Source organism: Archangium sp. (genome assembly GCF_036277355.1).
In the GTDB taxonomy this organism is placed as follows: Bacteria; Myxococcota; Myxococcia; order Myxococcales; family Myxococcaceae; genus Archangium.
Genome location: NZ_DASUNC010000036.1, coordinates 1 through 22321 on the forward strand (window position 1 = coordinate 1; position 22321 = coordinate 22321).

The window sequence follows — 22321 nt, forward strand, 5'->3', positions numbered from 1 at the left end:
GGTCTCCCCGGCACCACGCAAGACTCGCTTCCGGCTGGCGGCCTCCTTTGCCGGGCGGGGTTTGAACCCGCAGGGTCCCTTCGTGAAGTTTCCGCTCCTACATCGCTTCCTCCTCACCCAGGCTTCGCCTGGCGCACTCCAGCTGTTGGACAAGTTCGTGAAGAGCGCGCCCGGGAGGCCGCCTGGGCTCGCGGCTCAGGCGATCGCGGAAGCGGAGGCCGGAGTCATCGCCGCCGTCACGGGAGCCGGGGCCGGAGTCACCGACGCCCGGCGTGGCTGCAACGCACGCCGCAGCTTGGCCACCAGCACCTCCGGGTTGACGGGGTACGTGAGGACGTCATCCGCGCCGGCATCCAGCCCGGCCTCCACCAGTCCCGGGTCCTCCGGGGGCGCCAGCACGAAGATGGGCAGCGAAGCCGTCTCCGACGTGGAGCGCAGTGAGCGCGTGAGCTCGGCACCGTCCCCGTCCGGGAGCCGCGAGGCCACCACCAGGGCCTGGCTGCCCTCGGACAGCAGCACGCGGGCCCGGGCCGCGGAGTCGGCGAGCACCACCCGCACCCCGTCCGCGAGGAAGCGCGCCTGGAGCGCCGAGGCCCGTGCCGCGTTGGGCTCGGCGAGCACCACCGTGTGCGAGGCCTTCTCGCCCAGCACCAGCTCCATCACCTCCGCGGAGAGCGCCTCGAGGGCCGCCGCGGGCAGCTTCGCCTCGGCGCGCAGCTTGACGAGCGACTGCGACGCGGCCGCAGCCCCCAGCATGGCCGTACCCGCCACCTCCAGCAGCGACACCGCCGCGGCCAGCGCCTGCGTGGCCTTGTCCGCCTTCTCCGTCAGCGGCGCCGCGTCCCGGGTGCACGCGCCGATGAGTCCGGCCAGCTCGCCCGCGTCCCGGCCGAGGATGGCGCGCATCGACTCGCACGAGGGCCGGGTGAAGCGATCGCTCGACCCCGACTCCTGGAAGGCCGCGAGCGCCAGCGCATAGGCCACCGCCGAGGCCCGCTCGGCCTCCGCACGCCCCGCACCGAGCCGCCGGGCCACGCGCCGGGCCAGCTTGGCCAGCGCCGCGCCCTGCACCCCCACCCCACCGAGCGCCGCGAGCGCCGCGTCCACCACGCGCGCATGCAACCGCGCCGCGCGGCTCAACGGACCCGCCTCACCTCCCAGGGCCTCGGCCAGCGAGGGCAGCACGCGCACCTCCATGGAGGGCGCCACCGTCATCAACCGCGCCACCACCGAGGGCGCGTCCGGCACCGTGTCCGCGGCCACCAGCGCCACCTCGGTCCCGCCCAGCGCCATGGCCTTCTCCACGTCCGCGGCGCTGCTGCCCGAGGCCGCCACGCCCTGACGCGTGAGCAACCGCACCGCCGCGTCGCGCAGCTCCGGGTCGTCCGACACCACCAGCATGGTGCGCGCCAGCGAGGCGGGCGCGGGCGTCGCGCGCAGCACCGGCGGCGCGGGCACGGGCACGGGCTCGAGCACCGGCGGCGAGGCCGCGGGTGGCGGCGTGGGCACCGCGGAGATCTCCTCGAAGGCGGACTCGTCCAGCAGCCGCTCGCGCGTGCGGGTGTGCTTGTCGGCGTAGGGGGTGACACCCTTGTCCGACTCCGAGCCCGCCAGCGGCATGATGTTGGACCAGTCATCCATCTGGTCCGGGTCATCCCCGCGGTAGAAGCGGCCGATGGCGCGGCGGATGGCGCCCTCGGTGGCGTAGATGCCGCGCACGGAGCAGCCGGTGATGAACTTCAGCTCGTCCAGGCGGGCCAGGTCGCGCGGCTCGCGCATGGCGCACACCAGCTCCTTGGACTGCTGGGCCACCGGCACCGCCTCGAGCCGCTCGGCCTTCTCCACCGGCAGCAGTGACAGCAGCGCCTTGGGCACCGGCATGGTGCGCAGCACCTTGTCCGAGACGAAGGAGATGCCACCCTGCTCGCTGAGCGCGCGGACCACGTCCTCCTCGGACACGAGCCCCTCGGCCACGAGCAGCTCGCCGATGCGGCCACCGGTGCGCTTCTGCCGCTCCAGCGCGCCCTTGAGCTGCGTCTCCGACAGCCGGCCCGAGGACACCAGCATCTCCCCCAGCTTGCGGCGCGGCGGGCGCATCACCCGCGTCTGCGTCGGCAGCGAGAGCGAGGTGTTGAGCCCGGGCTGCGTCCCCGTGCGCACACCCGTCGGCGGTCCCACCGGCATGGTGACGGAGGTGTTGCGCACGGCGGGCTGCGGAGGCACCGTCATGGTGACGGAGGTGCCCGCGCGCGCCTCGGGCGGCGGAGGCGGCGGCGTCAACCGGCCCGGGTCCGTCACCGCCCGCATCGAGGGCAGCGACGAGGTGCCCGGACGCGGCCCTCCCGGGAAGGGCGGGCGCGAGCGCACCGAGGTGAGCGTCTGCGGGCGCTGCAGCCCCGCGTCCGAGCCGAGGCGGATCTCCTCGCCCCGGACCTCGGTGGCGCCCTCCAGCGGCGAGCGGCGCTCGGGGAAGCAGCGCGAGAAGAGCGCCGCCACGTCCTGCGGACCCACGCGCAGCCGGTGGTCGAAGAGGAAGTTCTGCAGCGCGTCCGAGATGTCCCGCGCCCGCTGGAAGCGCGCGGACGGCTCCGGCGCCAGCGCCCGGGTGACGATGCTCCAGAGGGCCGGCGGCACCCCCGGCACCGGCGCCAGGCTCTTCACGTCGAACTGGGCGATGTTGCGCAGCGTCAGGAAGTAGTCCGGCCCGCTGAAGAGCTGCCGGCCCGCGAGCAGCTCGTACAGCATCAGGCCGATGAGGAAGAGGTCCGCGCGTTGATCCACCTCCGCGCCCTTCACCTGCTCCGGCGCGAGGTAGCCCGCCTTGCCCTTCACCACGCCCGCCTGGGTGCCGTTCTGCGCGTTGGCCGCCTTGGCGATGCCGAAGTCCGCCAGCTTCACCTCGCCGCTGCTGGCCACCATCACGTTGGACGGGTTGACGTCCCGGTGGATGATGTTGAGCGGCCGGCCCATCGCATCCACGCGGCCGTGCGCGTACGCCAGGCCCTCGGTCACCTGCTGGACGATGAAGCACACCTCGCGCAGCCCCAGCGGCACCTGGTTGCCCGCGGCCCCGCGCTGCACCGCGCGCAGGTTCTCCCCGTCCACGAACTCCATCACCATGTAGTACTGGCCGTTGATGGAGCCCAGGTCGAACACCTGCACCACGTTGGCGTGCTGCAGGCACACCGTCAGCTTCGCCTCGCGCAGGAACAGCTCCACGAACTCCCGGTCCTGCGCCAGCGACGGAAGGATGCGCTTGACCGCGACCGGCTTCTCGAAGCCCTCGGCCCCGACCACCTTGGCCAGGAACACCTCCGCCATGCCGCCTGCCGCCAGCTTGCGGATGAGTCGGTATGTGGCCATGCCGGCACCTCCCCCATCTCCCTTGGTTCCGTGCTCGGTATGCGCACGGGGGGGAGGGTTGGTGAGTGCCCTTCGCCTCGGGACGTGATGAACGTCCACCCGGCGGCACTCCACTGACGCACCGCGCCCCTGGGGCGTTCACGGGTGGTCAACCGCATGGGCCCCCGGTCCCGGTGGGCCCCTCTGCGGCACGGGGGCAGGTGGCGGCACATGTGCCTCCACTCCGCCGCTCCCGTATCCGGCGGGATCAGAAAATTCGAAGCGGGCCGCCCGGCGCCGCTAGAACGACACGCCCACGCTGACCAGGTTGAGCTGGTAGGCCACGCCCCACCCGGGGAACTCCGGGCTGACGCCCAGGCCGAACTCGAGCAGGGAAATCTCTCCCCCCGCCACGTTGAAGCGCGCGGGCGCCAACAGGAAGCCCAGGGCCACGGGCGGCGTGCGGATGGCGACGGGGTGATCCACGGTGACGAAGGTCAACCGCTCCCCGAAGAAGCTGGTGAGCGTCAACAGCGCGGCCGGGGAGTAGAGCCCCTTGCGCTGCACGCCCGCGGCCAGCTGCACGGGCACCGCGTTGCCCAGGTTCGTCAGGAAGCCCACGTCCGCCTGGAGGATGAAGCGGTCCTGGATGATGTCACGCACCCCCACGGAGCCGCCGAACACTCCGACGGAGCGGCTGTTGGACAGGTACGCGTGCACGCCCCCGCGGCTGTACACCCCGAACCGATGGACCGGGGCCTCGGCGGCGGGAGCCGTCTCGGCCGCTGGCTGCTCGCCCTCGGCGCGAGCCTCCACCGCGGTGAGCCCGGCGAGCGCCAGCGCTCCAGCCAGAAGGGTGCGCTTCATCGCGGACCTCCCGCCCAGTAGGCGATGGCGGCGGCGGAGATCTGCACGGCCCTGTGGAACCGGACGGGATCCAGCACGTCGATGGTGTCCTTCGGGTTGTGGTACCCGGGGTTGCGGAAGTAGGCCGTGTCGGTGATGAAGATGGCCTGGTGACCGCTCAACCAGAAGGGGCCGTGATCGCTGCGCAGCAGCGGTGCGCTGCCCGCGTTGTTGCCCAGGCCGCTGGTCACGATGCCGAACATGATGGTGGAGTCGAACGCATCGTTGAGGGCGGAGATCTCGTCCACGCGCGCCAGCGAGTTGTCATTTCCCAGCACGGTCAGGAAGTTGCCCTGGCTGGGAGCCGGCAGGCCGAGCGCCCCCTGCTGCGAGCCCGGCTCGTCGCTGTAGTAGCCCAGGCTGTCGAAGTTGACCGCCAGCACCACGTCGTTCTTCTCGCGCAGCGACTCCACGTAGCGGGCACTGCCCACGTAGGCGTACTCCTCGAGGTCGAAGCCCACGAAGCGCAGCGTGCGATCGAACTTGTACTGCGACAGGACGCGGGCGATCTCCAGCACCGCGGCCACGCCCGTGCTGTTGTCGTCCGCCGCCGCGTAGTAGGCGTCGAAGTGGGCGGAGATGAGGACCACCTCCTCCGGGTACTTCACGCCCTTGTACTCGGCGATGACGTTGGAAGCGGTCAGCTTGTCCTTGGCCACCACCTGGCGGCTCATCGTCAGGGTGCCGAGCTGCTGCAGCCGGTTGTACATCAGCTCCCCCGCCTTCACGCGGGTGAGGTTGCACAGCTCCGGGAAGACGGAGCCGTTGGCGCCCACCAGCGAGCAGTCCATCGGCTCCTCGGACTTGTGGGTCGCCACCAGGTCGGCCACGGTGAGCATCAGGCGATCCTTGTCGATCTCCTGGATCATGCTCTCGATGGGGGGCAGCTGCGTGGTGTCCAGCGGGGTGACGGGCGCGCAGGCGGCGGTCCCCAGCAGGGCGCCCGCGAGCAGCATCGTGCGAGTGGAAGAGCGGTTCACAGGTTCACTCCCAGGCGAATCAGGGTGAGGCGCACGCTGGTGGCGGAGCCCAGGGGCGGCAGGCTCGAGCCGAAGTTGAACTCCAAGGCGCTCAGCAGCACCGGCCCCAGGTGGAAGCGCAGGGGCGCCGCGCCGAAGCCGAAATACGCCGGGCCCAGCAGCTTCTGCTCGATCTGCCCCACGTCGTTGTCCCCCAGCAGCGGGTAGAGGGTGGCCATGCCGCTCACCCCGAACTCGGGGCCGGCCGCGGCCTCCCAGATACCGAAGCGCGCCGTGACGCGGGCCTGGACGTAGACCTCCAGGGGCATGGGCCGCAGGACGGTGGGGAGGTGCCCGCGCAAGCCTCCACCCACCCACACCCGGCTCAAGAAGCCCTCGGCTCCCAGGGCGCGGTGGTACGCCACCTCGGCCGCGAAGATCTGCGGGGTGCGGCTGTAGGACGAGATGTACGAGATGTTGGTCAGGCCGGCCGAGAGCTCCTGGGCCGGAGACTTCGCGGGCGGCTCCGCCTGCGCGGGCCAGGCCACCAGCGCCAGGCAGGCGGGCAGCCACTTCATCCAGTTCCGCATCATGATCGGGGGGTTGCTCCTGAACGCGTCACGGCCTTGGTGTGCCCTGCTGCCACTACCTCCGCCGCCTCACCCTGAAACTTGCGTCAGTATTGGACGGCAGAATAGCTTCTGTCCAGTATCGAAACAGGGACGTCACATCACGTTGCACGACCTGTTGGGTTGTTCCGTTCCCACGCCGGACGAGCCCGGCGGAGACATTCGAGATGCGCCCCCCCCAGATTGAGCCTGCGACCCTCGTGGACCTGGTGGAGGCACGCGCCTCCATCGCGCCATCTCAGCGCCTGTACACCTTCCTGGAGGACTCCGAAGGCGACGAGTCCACGATGACGTACGCGCAACTGGATGACCGCGCGCGGCTCATCGCGGCGGAGCTCCAGAAGGTGGCGAAGCCCGGGGACCGGGTGATGCTGCTCTACCCGCCAGGTCTCGAGTACATCGCGGGCTACTTCGGGTGCCTCTACGCGGGCATGGTGGCGGTGCCGGCCTATCCGCCGGACCCCATGCGGCTGGAGCGGACGCTGCCGCGCCTGCGGGCGATCATCCAGGACGCGCAGGCGTCGGTGGTGCTCACCGTGGCCTTCATCCACGGCATGGGCGAGTTCCTCTTCGAGCAGGCGCCGGACCTGCGCGCCCTGCACTGGATGGCCACGGATGACCTGGCCGCGGAGCCGCAACCGGCGTGGAAGCGGCCGGAGCTGCGGCGCGAGTCGCTGGCCTTCCTCCAGTACACCTCGGGCTCCACGGGCACGCCCAAGGGGGTCATGCTCAGCCATGGCAACCTGTTGCATAACCTCGAGTGCATCGCCCGCTCCTTCGGAACGACGGAGGAGTCGGTGGGCGTCATCTGGCTGCCGCCGTACCACGACATGGGGCTGATCGGCGGCATCCTCCAGCCGCTGTACCGGGGCTTCCCGGTGGCGCTGATGTCGCCGCTGACGTTCCTCAAGCAGCCGCGGCGCTGGCTGCAGGCCGTGTCGCGCTTCGGCGCCACGGTGAGCGGTGGGCCCAACTTCGCCTACGACCTGGCCTTGCGGAAGATGACGCCGGAGGAGCGCGCGCAGCTGGACCTGAGCCGCTGGAAGGTGGCCTTCACCGGAGCCGAGCCGGTCCGCACCGAGACGATGGAGCGCTTCATGGAGGCCTTCGGGCCCCAGGGCTTCCGGCGCGAGTTCATCTACCCCTGCTACGGCCTGGCCGAGGGCACGCTCATCGCCTCGGGTGGAGACGCCGCGAAGCCGCCGCGGGTGATGACGCTGCGGGCCTCGGCGCTGGCGCGCAACGAGGTGGTGACGGCGGACCCGGCCGACCCGGACGCGCGGCTGATGGTGGGCTGCGGCCAGACGATGCCGGAGCAGGAGCTGCTCATCGCGGACCTGGAGAACACGCGGCGGTGCCCGCCGGGCCGGGTGGGTGAAATCTGGGTGCGCGGCCCGAGCGTCGCGCTGGGTTACTGGCAGCGTCCCGAGGAGACGCAACACACCTTCCACGGCCAGCTGAGCGACAGCGGCGAGGGCCCGTGGCTGCGCACGGGAGACCTGGGCTTCCTGCGCGAGGACGGGGAGCTGTTCATCACCGGCCGGCTCAAGGACCTCATCATCATCCGCGGGCGCAACCACTACCCGCAGGACATCGAGATGACGGTGGAGCAGAGCCATCCGGCGCTGCGTCCGGGGTGCGGCGCGGCCTTCGCCCTGGAGGTGGAGGGCGAGGAGCGGCTGGTGGTGGTGCAGGAGGTGGATCCGCGCAAGCTGCCGGACCCGCCCGAGTCCCTGGTGGGAATCATCCGCCAGCGCGTGGCGGAGCTGCACGAGCTGCAGCTGCACTCGGTGGTGCTCATCGAGCCGGGCTCCATTCCCAAGACGTCCAGCGGGAAGATCCAGCGCCGCGCCTGCCGCACGAGCCTGGTCGCGGGCGAGCTGCGTCCGGTGCTGTCGTGGGAGGAGTCGCGTCAGACGGAGACCGTGGCGCCCCAGGCCGCGGCGGCGCCTGTCGTGGCGGACGCGGGCCCGGTGGCGGACGAGAACGTGGAGGCGTGGCTGCTGGAGCGGCTGCCCGTGCTATTGCGGGTGCGCCGTGAGGAGGTGGACGCCTCGGTACCCCTCACCCGCATGGGCCTGGACTCGATGGCCTCGGTGGAGATGACGGGGGAGATCGAGCGGGTGTTCGGCGTGAGCCTGCCCATGGAGGCGCTGCTCCAGGGCCCGAGCACGGCCGAGCTGGCGCGCCTCATCATCGCCCGTCGCGCGGAGTCCTCCGCGACGCGCATCACCATTGCCCGCCGGACCTCGGACGTGGAGCTGCCGCTGTCGTTCGCCCAGCAGCGGCTGTGGTTCCTGGATCAGCTCGAGCCGGACAACGCCTTCTACAACATCCCCACGGCGCTGCGGCTCGAGGGCACGCTGGACGTGTCGGCCCTGGAGCGGAGCTTCGCCACGCTCCTGAAGCGCCACGAGTCGCTGCGGACGACGGTGAGCACCGTCGACGGCCGGGCCTCCCAGGTCATCGCCCCGGAGGCGAGCCTGCCCCTGCCGGTGGTGGACCTGTCCGCGCTGCCGGAGTCCGCTCGGCGGGAAGAGGCGCGCCGGCTCATCACCGAGGAGGCGCGCAAGCCGTTCGACCTCGCGCGTGGGCCGCTGCTGCGCGTGACGCTGCTGAAGCTGGGCGGGCGCGAGCACCTGCTGCTGGCGACGATGCACCACATCCTCTCGGATGGTTGGTCCATGGGCGTGCTCGTGCGCGAGCTGGCCCAGGTGTACGAGGCGTTCCTGGCGGGGAGGAAGCCGGAGCTGCCGGGGCTGCCCATCCAGTACGCCGACTACGCGCTGTGGCTGCGCGGGTGGATGAAGGGCGAGGTGCTCGAGCAGCAGCTCGGCTGGTGGCGGAAGTACCTCGCGGGAGCGCCGCCGGTGCTGGAGCTGCCCACGGACAGGCCGCGCCCGGCGGTGCAGACGTACCGGGGCGCGAAGCTGCCGGTGCACCTGCCGCGCGAGCTGGCCGAGGGCCTCGATGCGCTGAGCCTGCGCGAGGGTGTCACGCCCTTCATGGCGCTGCTGGCGGCCTTCAAGGTGCTGCTGCACCGCTGCTCGGGACAGATTGATCTGACGGTGGGCACGCCCATCGCGGGCCGCGAGCGCCCCGAGACGCACGGGCTGATCGGCCTGTTCGTCAACACGCTCGTGCTGCGCACGAACCTGGAGGCCGAGCCCACCTTCCGTGAGCTGCTCCAACGCGTGCGCGAGGGAGCGCTGGGGGCCTACGCCCACCAGGACGTCCCCTTCGAGAAGCTCGTGGACGAGTTGCAGCCGGTGCGTGACCTGAGCCGCACGCCGCTGTTCCAGGTGATGTTCGTGCTGCAGAACGCCCAGGGCGCGCTGCCGCAGATGCCCGGCCTGCGCCTGAGCACCGAGGACACGCACACGGGCACGGCGATGTTCGACCTGCACCTCTCGCTGTCCCGCGAGGAGCAGGGGCTGGTGGGCGCCTTCGAGTACAACACCGACCTCTTCGATGGCTCCACCATCACCCGGCTCGGGGTGTACCTGACGAACCTGCTGAAGGGCATCGTCGCGGACCCCGGCCAGCGCATCTCCCGGCTGCCCATGCTGCCCGAGGCGGAGCGCCAGCGCGTCCTGGTGGACTGGAACCAGACGGCGCTCCCGCGTCCCGCCGAGGCCCGCCTGCACCTCCTGGTCGAGCAGCAGGTGGACCGCACGCCGGAGGCCGTGGCCGTCACCTCCGAGGGCCAGAGCCTCACCTACCGCCAGCTCGATCAGCGCGCCAACCAGCTCGCCCACCACCTGCTGTCCCTGGGCGTGGGGCCGGAGATTCCCGTCGGCGTCTGCACCGACCGCTCCATCGAGATGGTCGTGGCCCTGCTCGGCATCCTCAAGGCCGGTAGCGCGTACGTGCCCATCGATCCCAGCTATCCCCAGGATCGCCTCGCGTACATGCTCCAGGACTCGAACGTGCGCGTGCTGCTCACCCAGCAGCACCTCGTGGAGCGCCTGCCCGCCTCCGCCGCCACGCGCGTGTGCCTGGATTCCCAGTGGAGTCAGATCGCCGCGCACGGCACCGCGCGGCCCCAGGTCCCCGTCGACGCGCAGGGGCTCGCGTACATCATCTACACCTCGGGCTCCACCGGCCGCCCCAAGGGCGCCATGAACTTCCACCAGGCCATCTGCAACCGCCTGCTCTGGATGCAGGAGGCCTATGGCCTCGGTGCCCAGGACGCCGTCCTGCAGAAGACCCCGTTCAGCTTCGACGTGTCCGTCTGGGAGTTCTTCTGGACCCTGATGACGGGTGCGCGCCTCGTCGTCGCGAAGCCCGGCGGCCACCAGGATGCCGCCTACCTCGTGGACCTCATCCAGCGCGAGCGCATCACCACGCTGCACTTCGTGCCCTCCATGCTCCAGGTGTTCCTGGAGCAGCCGGGCGTGGAGCAGTGCCGTGGCCTCAAGCGCGTCATCTGCAGCGGTGAGGCCCTCGCCGTGGAGCACGTGGAGCGCTTCCACTCCAAGCTGAAGGCCGGGCTGCACAACCTCTACGGCCCCACCGAGGCCGCCGTCGACGTGACGTTCTGGGAGTGCAAGCCGGGCGACAAGCGCCGCTCCATCCCCATCGGCCGCCCCGTGTCCAACACGCGGATGTACGTGCTGGATGGCCAGATGAACCCGGTGCCCGTGGGCGTGCCCGGTGAGCTGTACATCGGCGGCGTGCAGCCGGCCCGCGGCTACTGGAACCGGCCCGAGCTGACCGCCGAGAAGTTCGTCCCGGACCCGTACGCCACGCAGCCCGGCGCGCGCCTGTACCGCACCGGCGACCTCGCCCGGTTCCTGCCCGGCGGGGAGATCGAGTACCTCGGCCGCATCGACAACCAGGTGAAGGTGCGCGGCTTCCGCATCGAGCTGGGCGAGATCGAATCCGCCCTGTTGCAACACCCGGCGCTCAAGGAGGCCGTGGTGGTGGCCCGTGAGGACTCCCCGGGCGACAAGCGGCTCGTGGCGTACGTCGTGGCGGCCGGCCAGGAGCCCACGCGCGACGAGCTGCGGGCGCACCTCGGCAAGCTGCTGCCCGAGTACATGGTGCCGATGGCCTTCGTGTCCCTGGCGGCCATGCCCCTGTCTCCCAACGGCAAGCTGGACCGCAAGATGCTCCCCGCGCCCCAGTTCGCGCGGCCGGAGCGCACCTACGTCGCGCCGGAGACGCACGAGGAGAAGGTGCTCGCCACCCTCTTCGCCGAGGTGCTGGGCCTGGAGCAGGTGGGCGCCGAGGACAACTTCTTCGAGCTGGGCGGTGACTCCATCCGCAGCATCCCCGTCGTCGCCCGCGCCGGCCAGCAGGGCCTGCGCTTCAGCGTGGCGCAGCTCTTCCAGAATCCCACGCCGCGGGCACTGGCTCGCGCGTTGGGCAACGAGACGGCGCGTCCCGAGCAGACCCCGCGCACCTCGCCCTTCAGCCTCGTGTCCGAGAAGGACCGGAGCGCGCTGCCCGAGGGCCTCGAGGACGCCTTCCCCATGAGCTCGCTCCAGCTCGGCATGGTGTTCCACGCCGAGCTGAACCCGGAGAAGGCCGTCTACCTCAACGTCAACCACGTCCGGCTCGAGGGCCGCTTCGAGCGCGGGGCCATGGAGCAGGCGCTGGCGGACATCACCGCCCGCCACGCCATCCTCCGCACCAGCTACGCGCTGACGGGCTACTCCGAGCCGCTCCAGCTCATCCACCGCGCCGCGCAGCTGCCGCTCACCGTGAAGGATCTGCGCGGACAGAGTGCGGAGCAGCAGGAGGCAGTGCTCGCGGCCCACTACGCCGCCGAGCACCAGCAGCGCTTCGACCTGACGCGGCCTCCGCTGCTGCGCTGCACGGCGCACCTGCTCTCCGAGGACACCTTCGAGCTCGGGTGGACCGAGCACCACGTCATCGGCGACGGCTGGAGCATCAACTCGCTCATCGCCGAGCTGTTCGAGCACTACCTGGCGCACCGGGAGGGCACGCCGCCCGCCGTGGCGCCGCTGCCGGAGCAGTCCTTCCGCGACTTCATCGTCATGGAGCGCGAGGCCATGCGCGGCGAGGCCACCCGGGCTTTCTGGGCCGGCCAGGTGAAGGGGCTCGTCCCCGGCACGCTCACGCGCTGGCCGCACCCCGCCGAGAACCGTCCCGCCCCGGCCTTCCACCAGCAGCGCGTCGCCATCTCCTCCGAGCTGTCCCAGGCGCTCAAGCAGGTGGCGCGCAACGCGGGCGTCCCCATCAAGACGGTGCTGCTCGCCGCGCACGTCCGGGTGATGGGCCAGCTCTCCGCCCAGCGGGACGTCGTCACCGGCCTCGTGTGCAACGGGCGCCCGGAGACGGCGGATGGAGATCAGGTGAAGGGCCTGTTCCTCAACACCCTGCCCTTCCGGATGGAGCTGGAGCCGGGCCGCAGCTGGAGGGAGCTCCTCCAGGAGACCTTCCGCCACGAGCGCGACCTGCTCCCGCACCGCCGCTTCCCGCTCAGCGAGGTGCAGCGCGCCGCGCCCGGCGTGACGCTCTTCGAGACGATGTTCGACTTCACCCACTTCCACATGTACCGCAAGGTCATGGACCGGGGCGGGCTGAAGCTGCTCGGCTCGAGTGAGTTCGCGCGCACCAACTTCGCCCTCGCGGTGGAGGCGGGCCTCGACTTCGTCACCTCGGACGTGCGGGTGCAGCTCTACTACGACCCGAGCGACCTGCCGGATGCGCAGATGCAGGCGCTCGCGGGCCACTACGCCGCGGCGCTCGAGCAGATCGCCCGCGACCCCTCGGCCCGCCACGACGCGCGACCGCTCCTGCCGGAAGACGAGCGCAGGCGCGTGCTGGTGGAGTGGAACCAGACGGCCCTCCCGCGTCCCGCCGAGGCCCGCCTGCACCTGATGGTGGAGCAGCAGGTGGACCGCACGCCGGACGCGCCCGCCGTCACGTACGAGGGCCAGAGCCTCACGTACCGGGAGCTCGATCAGCGCGCCAACCAACTCGCCCACCACCTGCTGTCGCTGGGTGTCGGGCCCGAGGTCCCCGTCGGCGTCTGCACCGACCGCTCCCTCGAGATGGTCGTGGCCCTGCTCGGCATCCTCAAGGCCGGTGGCGCCTACGTGCCGCTGGACCCGGGCTATCCGCAGGACCGCCTCGCGTACATGCTCCAGGATTCGAGCGTGCGCGTGCTGCTCACCCAGCAGCACCTCGTGGAGCGCCTGCCCGATTCTTCCGCCACGCGCGTGTGCCTGGATTCCCAGTGGAGCCAGGTGGCCGCGCACAGCACCGCCCGGCCCCAGGTCCCGGTCGAGGCCCAGGGGCTCGCGTACATCATCTACACGTCGGGCTCCACCGGCCGCCCCAAGGGCGCGATGAACTTCCACCGGGCCATCTGCAACCGCCTGCTGTGGATGCAGGAAGCGTATGGCCTGGGGACGCAGGACTCGGTCCTGCAGAAGACGCCCTTCAGCTTCGACGTGTCCGTCTGGGAGTTCTTCTGGACCCTCATGATGGGCGCGCGCCTGGTGGTGGCGAAGCCCGGTGGGCATCAGGACCCGGGCTATCTGGTGGACCTCATCCAGCGCGAGCGCATCACCACGCTGCACTTCGTGCCCTCCATGCTCCAGGTGTTCCTGGAGCAGTCGGGCGTGGAGCAGTGCCGCGGCCTCAAGCGCGTCGTCTGCAGCGGCGAGGCGCTCGGAATCGAGCTGGTGGAGCGCTTCCACTCCAAGCTGAAGGCCGAGCTGCACAACCTCTACGGCCCCACCGAGGCCGCCGTGGACGTGACGTTCTTCGAGTGCAAGCCGGGCGACAAGCGCCGCACCATCCCCATTGGCCGGCCCGTCGCCAACACGCAGATGTACGTGCTGGACGGCCACCTGCATCCGGTGCCCGTGGGCGTGGCCGGTGAGCTGTACATCGGCGGTGTGCAGCCGGCCCGTGGCTACTGGAACCGGCCCGAGCTGACGGCCGAGAAGTTCATCCCCGACCCGTACGCCACCGAGCCCGGCGCGCGCCTGTACCGCACCGGAGATCTCGCGCGGTTCCTGCCCGACGGGGAGATCGAGTACCTGGGCCGCATCGACAACCAGGTGAAGGTGCGTGGCTTCCGCATCGAGCTGGGAGAGATCGAATCGGCCCTGTTGCAACACCCGGCCCTCAAGGAGACCGTGGTCGTCGCCCGGGAGGACGTGCCAGGAGACAAGCGCCTGGTCGCCTACTACGTGGCAACCGGGCAGGCGCCCTCGCTGGAGGAGCTGCGCGCCCACCTGGGTCAGCGGCTCCCCGAGCACATGGTGCCCGCGGCCTTCGTGCCCCTGGCGGCCATGCCCCTGTCTCCCAACGGCAAGCTGGACCGCAAGGCGCTGCCGGCTCCGGAGGGCCTGCGCCTCCAGTCCGACACGCCCTACGTGGAGCCGAGGACCGAGCTGGAGCGCAACCTCGCGCGGCTGTGGCAGGAGGTGCTCGGCGTCGAGCAGGTCGGCATCCACGACCGCTTCTTCGACGTGGGCGGCAACTCGCTGCTGCTCGTTCGAGCGCATGGCCGGCTGTGTGCCGAACTGGGCCTTGAAATCGCACTGACCGAACTCTTCAAATACCCATCCATCGGCGCACTCGCCTCCTACCTCGCTGGACGCACGAACGACGGGCCAGACCTGCGCCAGGAGAGCCAGGAGCGCGCCGACAATCGCAGGACGCTGCTCGAGCAGAGACGCCGTGTACGCAGGGCAGGCCGCGCAGAGCAGGACACAGGGGAAACGCCGGATGAGTAGTGACAACGAGGTGTCCGAGCAGTTCGAGACCATTGCCATCGTCGGCATGACGGGCCGCTTTCCCGGGGCCCGGGACCTCGAGACCTTCTGGCGCAACCTCTGTCAGGGCGTGGAAGCCCGCGTCTCCTTCTCCGACGAGGAGCTGGAGGCCGCCGGCGTGGACTCCGCTTTGCGGGGCCAGCCCGCCTATGTGCGCGCCGGCTTCCCGCTCGAGGGCCCCGAGCTCTTCGACGCGGGCTTCTTCGGCTTCAACCCGCGCGAGGCCGAGCTGCTCGATCCACAGCACCGCCTCTTCCTGGAGTGCGCGTGGGAGGCGCTGGAGCGCGCGGGCCATGACCCCGAGCGCCACCGCGGCTCCATCTCCGTCTTCGCCAGCACCAGCATCAGCAGCTACCTGCTCTACAACCTGATGTCGCGGCCGGACGTGGTGCGCTCCGCGGGGCCCTATGCCCTGCTGCTCGCCAACGACAAGGACTTCCTGGCCACGCGCGTCTCGCACAAGCTCAACCTGCGCGGGCCCAGCATCAACGTGCAGACGGCGTGCTCCAGCTCGCTGGTGGCCGTGCACCTGGCCTGCCAGAGCCTGCTGTCCGGTGAGTCGGACATGGCGCTGGCCGGCGGTGTCTCCATCGGCTTCCCCCAGCGCGCCGGCTACATGTTCCAGGAGGGCTCCATCCTCTCGCCCGACGGGCACTGCCGCGCCTTCGACGCGCAGGGCCAGGGCACCGTGGCGGGCTCGGGCGTGGGCATCGTCGTCCTCAAGCGCGTGTCCGACGCGCTCAAGGACGGCGACTTCATCCACGCCGTCATCCGCGGCTCGGCCCTCAACAACGACGGCTCCGGCAAGGTGGGCTACACCGCGCCCAGCGTGGACGGACAGGCCGCCGCCATCTCCGAGGCCCTCGCCGTCGCCAACGTGAGCGCCAGCAGCATCCAGTACATCGAGGCCCACGGCACCGGCACCCGGCTGGGAGACCCCATCGAGATCGCCGGCCTCACCCAGGCCTTCAAGGACCAGGACGCCGGCCCGGCCTCGTGCGCCATCGGCTCGGTGAAGACGAACATCGGCCACCTGGACGCGGCGGCCGGCGTGACGGGCCTCATCAAGGCGGCGCTCGCGCTGCAGCACCGGCAGCTGCCCCCCAGCCTCCACTTCCGCGAGGCCAACCCCGGGCTCAGCCTGGAGCGCTCGCCCTTCTACGTCAACACCGCCCTGCGCGAGTGGCCCGAGAGCGAGGAGCCCCGGCGCGCCGGGGTGAGCTCCTTCGGCATCGGCGGCACCAACGCCCACGCCATCCTCGAGGAGGCGCCCCAGGTGGCGCGCACCCCGAGCGCCCGGCCCTGGCAGCTGCTGGTGCTCTCGGCGCGCTCGGCCCCGGCGCTGGAGCAGGCCACGGGCCAGCTCGCCGAGCACCTGTCGCGCCACCGGGAACTGGAGCTGGCCGATGTGGCCTTCACCCTCCAGGCGGGACGCCAGCGCTTCACCCACCGCCGCGCCGTGGTGTGCCGCGGCCTCGACGACGCGCGGGCCGTGCTCTCCGGACAGCACCCCCAGCGCCTGCTCACCCAGGTGCAGGAGGCCACCGAGCGCCCCGTCACCTTCCTCTTCCCGGGCCAGGGCTCGCAGCACGTGGGCATGGCGCGCGGCCTGTACGAGAGCGCGTCCGTCTTCCGCCAGAACCTGGACGCCTGCTGCAACAAGCTCCAGCCCCTGCTCGGCGTGGACCTGCGCGAGCTGCTCCACGTCCCCGAGGCGCGCGCCGCCGGGGCCACCGAGCGGCTGCAGCGGACCGCGCTCGCCCAGCCCGCCCTCTTCGTCATCGAGTACGCCCTGGCCCGCCAGTGGATGGCCCTCGGCGTGAAGCCGCGGGCCCTCATCGGCCACAGCCTCGGCGAGTACGTCGCCGCCTGCATCGCGGGCGTGCTGTCGCTGGATGATGCGCTCGCGCTGGTGGCGGCGCGCGGCAAGCTCATGCAGGCGCTGCCCGGGGGCACCATGCTCTCGGTGGCCCTGCCCGAGCAGCAGGTGCTGCCGCTGCTCGGCGAGCGCCTGTCGCTGGCCGCCGTCAACGCGCCCTCGCTGTGCGTCGTCTCCGGCCCCACGGACGCCATCGAGGCCCTGGAGGCCCGCCTCGCGCCCCTGGGCGTGGAGCACCGCCGGCTGCGCACCTCGCATGCCTTCCACTCGGCGATGATGGACCCCATCCTCGCCCCCTTCACCGAGCGCGTGAAGCAGGTGAAGCTGTCCGCGCCGAAGATTCCCTTCGTCTCCAACCTCACCGGCACGTGGATTACGGCCGAGCAGGCGACGGATCCGCGCTACTGGACCGAGCACCTGCGCCGGGCGGTGCGCTTCGGCGACGGCGTCACCACGGTGCTGGCCTCGCCGGACGCGCTGCTGCTCGAGGTGGGCCCCGGACAGGCGCTGGGCATGCTGGTGCGCCAGGCCGGCCCGGCCGCGGTGGGCCGCACGGTGCTCTCCTCGCTGCCGCGCGCGCGGGATGAGCAGACCGACGATGCCGCCTTCCTGGAGACGCTGGGCCGCATGTGGCTCGCCGGTGTGCAGGTGGAGTGGGCGAAGCTGCACGCGCCCGAGCGCCGGCACCGGTTGCCGCTGCCCACCTACCCCTTCCAGCGCCAGCGCTACTTCGTCGAGCCGCGGCGGATGCAGGGCGGCGCCTGGGCGGAGCCCTCGCTCGAGCGGGGCCAGGAGGACGCGCAGGTGCAGCAGGCCGCGCCCTCCGCGAAGCCCTCCGGCCGCCACCAGCGTCCGGACCTGGCCAACGCCTACGAGGCGCCGCGCGGTGACACCGAGCGGGGCGTGACCACGCTGTGGGAGGAGATGCTCGGCATCGAGGGCATCGGCCTCCACGACAACTTCTTCGAGCTGGGGGGCCACTCGCTGCTGGCCACGCAGATCGCCTCGCGCGTGCGCACGCTGTTCCAGGTGGAGGTGCCGCTGCGCGAGTTGCTCGAGCACCCCACCGTCGCGGGGCTGGCCGGGAAGATCGACGCCGCCCGGGGCGCGGGCCTCCAGCTGCCGGCCGAGGTGCTGCCGCGCGTGGCGCGGGACGGCGTGCTGCCGCTCTCGTCCGCCCAGCAGCGGCTGTGGTTCTTCGACCAGCTCCAGCCGGGCACCTCGCTCTACAACATCCCCGTGGTGGTGCGGCTCGAGGGAACGCTGGACGCGGCCGTGCTGGAGCGCAGCCTGGCCGAGCTGGTGCGGCGCCACGAGTCGCTGCGCACCACCTTCGTGTCTCACGGCGGAGCGCCGGGCCAGGTCATCGCGCCCTCGGCGGAGCTGCCGCTCGTGCGGGTGGACCTGAGCGGCGAGCCCGAGGCGCGCCGTGCGGAGCAGCGGCACCAGCAGGTGCAGCGGGAGGCGATGCGGCCCTTCGACCTGGGCCAGGCCCCGCTGATGCGCGCGCTGCTGCTGAAGCTGGCCGGGCAGGAGCACGTGCTCGTGCTGACGATGCACCACATCATCTCGGACGGCTGGTCCCTGGGTGTGCTGCTGCGCGAGATGAGCGCGATCTACGCGGCCTTCTCGCAGGGGCTGCCCTCGCCGCTGCCGGAGCTGGCGGTGCAGTACGTGGACTACGCGGCCTGGCAGCAGGAGCGGCTCCAGGGCGAGGCGCTCGCCCCGCAGTTCGGCTACTGGCGCCAGCAGCTCGAGGGCGCGCCGCATGCGCTGGAGCTGCCCACCGACAGGCCCCGGCCTCCCGTGCAGACGTACCACGGTGCCACGCTCCGCACGCGGTTGCCGCTCGCCCTGAGCCAGGCCCTGAAGACGCTGGCCCAGCGGGAGGACGCCACGCCCTTCATGCTGCTGCTCGCGGCCTTCCAGGTGCTCATGTCCCGCTACTCGGGACAGGACGACATCTCCGTCGGCTCGCCCATCGCCGGCCGCAACCGCGGTGAGCTGGAGGGCCTCATCGGCTTCTTCGTCAACACGCTCGTGCTGCGCACCCGGCTCTCGACCCGGCGGAGCTTCCGCGAGCTGCTGGCGAGCGTGAAGCAGACGACGCTGGGGGCCTACGCCCACCAGGACGTGCCCTTCGAGAAGCTGGTGGAGGCACTCCAGCCCGAGCGCGACATGAGCCGCTCGCCGCTCTTCCAGGTGCTCTTCACCGTGCAGAACCCGCCCACGCTGGAGCTGGCGGCGCCGGGTCTGAAACTGAGCTCGCTGACGAGCGAGGGCGACACGGCCAAGTTCGACCTCGCCCTGACCCTGGTGGAGACGGACCAGGGCTTCACGAGCGAGCTGGAGTACAACACCGACCTGTACGAGGCCTCCACCGTCCAGCGGATGCTGGGGCACCTGCACGTGCTGCTGGAGGGCATCGCCGCCGCCCCCGAGCGCCAGGTCCGTGAGCTGCCCCTGCTCGGCGACTCCGAGCGCCGCCAGTTGCTGGTGGACTGGAACGCCACCCGCGTGGACTACCCGCACGAGTCCACCATCCCCTCGCTCTTCGAGGCCCAGGTGGAGCGCGCCCCTGACTCCGTTGCCGTGGAGTACCAGGGCCAGACTCTCACCTACCGCCAGCTCAACTCCCGCTCCAACCAGCTCGCCCACCACCTGCGCCAGCTCGGCGTCGGTCCCGAGGTCCGCGTCGGCCTGTGCCTCGAGCGCTCCCTGGAGCTCGTCGTCGGCATTCTCGGCGTCCTCAAGGCTGGCGGTACCTACGTCCCCTTCGACCCCTCCTACCCCGCCGACCGCCTGTCCTTCATGCTCCAGGACACCGGCGTGAAGGTCATCCTCACCCAGTCCCACCTGGCCAACGCCCTGCCCACCCGCGACGCGCTCTTCATCCGGCTCGATGCGGATTGGGAGCAGGTGCGGGTGCACCCGGAGAGCAATCCCTCTTCCGGCCCCTCCGCCGGCAACACCGCCTACGTCATGTACACCTCCGGCTCCACCGGCCGGCCCAAGGGCGTGTGCGTGCCTCACCGTGGCGTGGTCCGTCTGGTCCAGGGCAGCACCTTCATCGACATGGGCCCCCAGGAGGTCTTCCTCCAGCTGGCTCCCATCTCCTTCGACGCCTCCACCCTCGAGCTGTGGGGCTCGCTGCTCCATGGCGCGAAGCTCGTCATCTACCCGGCGGGCACGCCCTCGCTGGACGAGCTGGGCACGGCACTGGTGCGCTCCGGCATCACCACCCTGTGGCTCACCGCCGCTCTCTTCGAGCAGATGCAGGCCACCCAGCCCCACGCCCTGCGCGGCGTGCGCCAGCTGCTCGCCGGTGGCGACGTGCTCCCCGTGGGCCGCGTGAAGGAGCGGCTCTCCCACGGTGGCCTGCTCGTCAACGGCTACGGCCCCACGGAGAACACCACCTTCACCTGCTGCTACCCCATGAGCGAGGTGTCGCAGGTGGGCCACACCGTCTCCATCGGTAGGCCCATCTCCAGCACCCAGGTGTACCTGCTGGATGCGTGGATGCAGCCGGTGCCCGTCGGCGTGGCCGGCGAGCTCTACGCTGGGGGTGACGGCCTGGCCTCTGGCTACCTCCACCGCCCGGAACTGACGGCGGAGAAGTTCATTCCCCACCCCTTCAGCTCCGAGCCCGGTGCGCGCCTCTACCGCACCGGCGACCTCGCCCGTTACCTGCCCGATGGCCGCATCGAGTTCCTCGGCCGCATCGACAACCAGGTGAAGGTGCGCGGCTTCCGCATCGAGCTGGGCGAGGTGGAGTCCGTGCTCGCCCAGCATCCCCAGGTGCGCGAGACCGTGGTGGTGGTGCGCGAGGACGTCCCCGGCGACAAGCGCCTGGTCGCCTACGTCGTCGCCAACGACGCCGCGCCCGAGGCCAGTGCCCTGCGCTCTTGGATGAAGGAGCGCCTGCCCGAGTACATGGTGCCTCCAGCCTACGTGGTGATGGAGGCCCTGCCGCTCTCGCCCAACGGCAAGGTGGACCGCAAGTCCCTGCCCGCTCCGGAGCAGGCGCAGACGGAGTACGTGGCGCCGCGCAACGAGACCGAGCGGCTCCTCGCCCAGCTCTGGTCCGAGGTGCTCGGCGTGGCCCGCGTGGGCATCCACGACAGCTTCTTCGACCTGGGTGGCCACTCGCTGCTGGCCACGCAGCTCCTCTCGCGCCTCCGCGCCACCTTCCAGGTGGAGCTGCCCCTGCGTTCGCTCTTCGAGGCCACCTCCATCGCCGCGCTGGCGCTGAAGCTCGAGGAGGCCCTGCGCGCTGGCCAGGGCGTCCAGGCCCCGCCCCTCACCCGCGTCTCGCGTGAGGGCTCGCTGCCCCTGTCCTTCGCCCAGCAGCGCCTGTGGTTCCTCGACCAGCTCCAGCCGGGCAGCTCCTTCTACAACATCCCCACCGCCGTGCGGCTGGAGGGGGCGCTGGATGTCCCGGCGCTCGAGCGTGCACTCCACGAGCTGGTGCGGCGTCACGAGTCCCTGCGCACCACGTTCCACACCCACCAGGGCCAGCCCGTCCAGGTCATCTCCGCCGACGGCTCGCTGCTGCTCCAGGTGGAGGATCTGCGCTCGCTGCCCTCCGCCGAGCGTGAGGCGGAGGCTCAGCGGCGCACCCTCGCGTACGCGCTGCGGCCGTTCGACCTCGGCCGCGGGCCCGTCCTGCGCGCCCTGCTGTTGCGCCTGGACGAGCACCAGCACGTGCTCGTGCTGACGATGCATCACATCGTCTCGGACGGCTGGTCCATGGGCGTGCTGGTGCGCGAGATGGCGGCGCTCTACGAGACCTTCTCGCAGGGCCGTCCCTCTCCCCTGCCCGAGCTGCCCGTGCAGTACGCGGATTACTCCGCCTGGCAGCGTGACTGGCTCCAGGGCGAGGTGCTCGAGCAGCAGCTCGGCTGGTGGCGTCAGCAACTGGCCGATGCGCCCCGTGCGCTGGAGCTGCCCACGGACAAGTCCCGGCCTCCCGTGCAGACGCACCGGGGCGCCACCTGCCGCGTGCTGCTGCCGCTCCCCTTGTCGCTGGCCGTGAAGTCGCTCGCGCAGCGGGAAGGCGCCACGCCCTTCATGGTGCTGCTCGCGGCCTTCCAGGTGCTCATGTCCCGCTACTCGGGACAGGACGACATCAGCGTGGGCTCGCCCATCGCCGGCCGCAACCGCGGCGAGGTCGAGGGCCTCATCGGCTTCTTCGTCAACACGCTCGTCCTGCGCTCGCGCCTCTCGCCCCAGCAGAGCTTCCGCGAGCTGCTCGCCCGCGTGCGGGAGACGACGCTGGGGGCCTACGCCCACCAGGACGTGCCTTTCGAGAAGCTGGTGGAGGAGCTCCAGCCGGAACGTGACCAGAGCCGCTCGCCGCTCTTCCAGGTCATGTTCACCGTGCAGAACTCGCCCATGCCGGAGCTGGCGGCACAGGGGCTGAAGCTCAAGCCGCTGACGCTCGAGGCCGACACGGCCAAGTTCGACCTCACCCTGACCATGATGGAGACGGATCAGGGCTTCACGGGCGACCTCGAGTACAACACCGACCTGTACGAGGCCTCCAGGGCCCGGCGCATGCTGGGGCACCTGCGATTGCTGCTGGAGGGCATCGTCGCCGCCCCCGAGCGCAAGCTGCACGAGCTGCCCCTGCTCGGCGCCACCGAGCGTCAGCAGGTGCTGGTGGACTGGAACCAGACGCACACCGACTTCCCGCGCCAGCCCAGCATCCACCAGCTCTTCGAGCAGCGCGTCCTCCGCCATCCCCAGGCCATCGCCCTGGAGTTCGGTGAGACGCAGCTCTCCTACGGTGAGCTCGACTCGCGCGCCAACCAGCTCGCCCACCTGCTCGCCTCCAAGGGCGTG

6 protein-coding genes are annotated in these 22321 nt (G+C 71.2%); 2 read left to right on the forward strand and 4 right to left on the reverse strand.

The genetic code is table 11. The annotated features are described in order from the left end of the window. Positions 1 to 195: 195 nt before the first annotated feature. The 4 genes from VFZ09_RS08875 to VFZ09_RS08890 all read right to left on the reverse strand — a co-directional run bounded on the left by VFZ09_RS08875 (position 196) and on the right by VFZ09_RS08890 (position 5800). Positions 196 to 3363, reverse strand: coding sequence for a protein kinase domain-containing protein (locus VFZ09_RS08875; protein WP_329727071.1), 3168 nt, complete (start codon positions 3361 to 3363; stop codon positions 196 to 198). Positions 3364 to 3642: 279 nt separating this feature from the next. Beyond that, positions 3643 to 4209, reverse strand: coding sequence for a hypothetical protein (locus VFZ09_RS08880; RefSeq protein ID WP_329727072.1), 567 nt, complete (start codon positions 4207 to 4209; stop codon positions 3643 to 3645). Beyond that, a complete protein-coding gene (locus VFZ09_RS08885) occupies positions 4206 to 5228 on the reverse strand; it encodes a M28 family peptidase (RefSeq protein ID WP_329727073.1) in 1023 nt (340 codons plus the stop codon). Before VFZ09_RS08885 ends, VFZ09_RS08880 begins: the two co-directional genes overlap by 4 nt. Further along, a complete protein-coding gene (locus tag VFZ09_RS08890; RefSeq protein ID WP_329727074.1) occupies positions 5225 to 5800 on the reverse strand; it encodes a hypothetical protein in 576 nt (191 codons plus the stop codon). Before VFZ09_RS08890 ends, VFZ09_RS08885 begins: the two co-directional genes overlap by 4 nt. Positions 5801 to 6003: 203 nt before the next feature. Here VFZ09_RS08890 and VFZ09_RS08895 point away from each other — a divergent pair, with 203 nt between their 5' ends. Together VFZ09_RS08895 and VFZ09_RS08900 are read left to right on the forward strand one after the other, a co-directional pair. Beyond that, the gene (locus tag VFZ09_RS08895; protein ID WP_329727075.1) at positions 6004 to 14559 is read left to right on the forward strand and encodes a non-ribosomal peptide synthetase; all 8556 of its coding nucleotides are present in this window, start codon (positions 6004 to 6006) and stop codon (positions 14557 to 14559) included. Beyond that, positions 14552 to 22321, forward strand: a 7770-nt coding sequence (locus VFZ09_RS08900) for a non-ribosomal peptide synthetase/type I polyketide synthase (protein ID WP_329727076.1), incomplete at its 3' end; no start/stop codon positions are given. The genes VFZ09_RS08895 and VFZ09_RS08900, both read left to right, overlap by 8 nt.

Coding starts and splice junctions, on each gene's coding strand:
- VFZ09_RS08875 (WP_329727071.1), bottom strand. CDS start 3,363: ATGGCCACATACCGACTCATCCGCAAGCTGGCGGCAGGCGGCATGGCG.
- VFZ09_RS08895 (WP_329727075.1), top strand. CDS start 6,004: ATGCGCCCCCCCCAGATTGAGCCTGCGACCCTCGTGGACCTGGTGGAG.
- VFZ09_RS08890 (WP_329727074.1), bottom strand. CDS start 5,800: ATGATGCGGAACTGGATGAAGTGGCTGCCCGCCTGCCTGGCGCTGGTG.
- VFZ09_RS08880 (WP_329727072.1), bottom strand. CDS start 4,209: ATGAAGCGCACCCTTCTGGCTGGAGCGCTGGCGCTCGCCGGGCTCACC.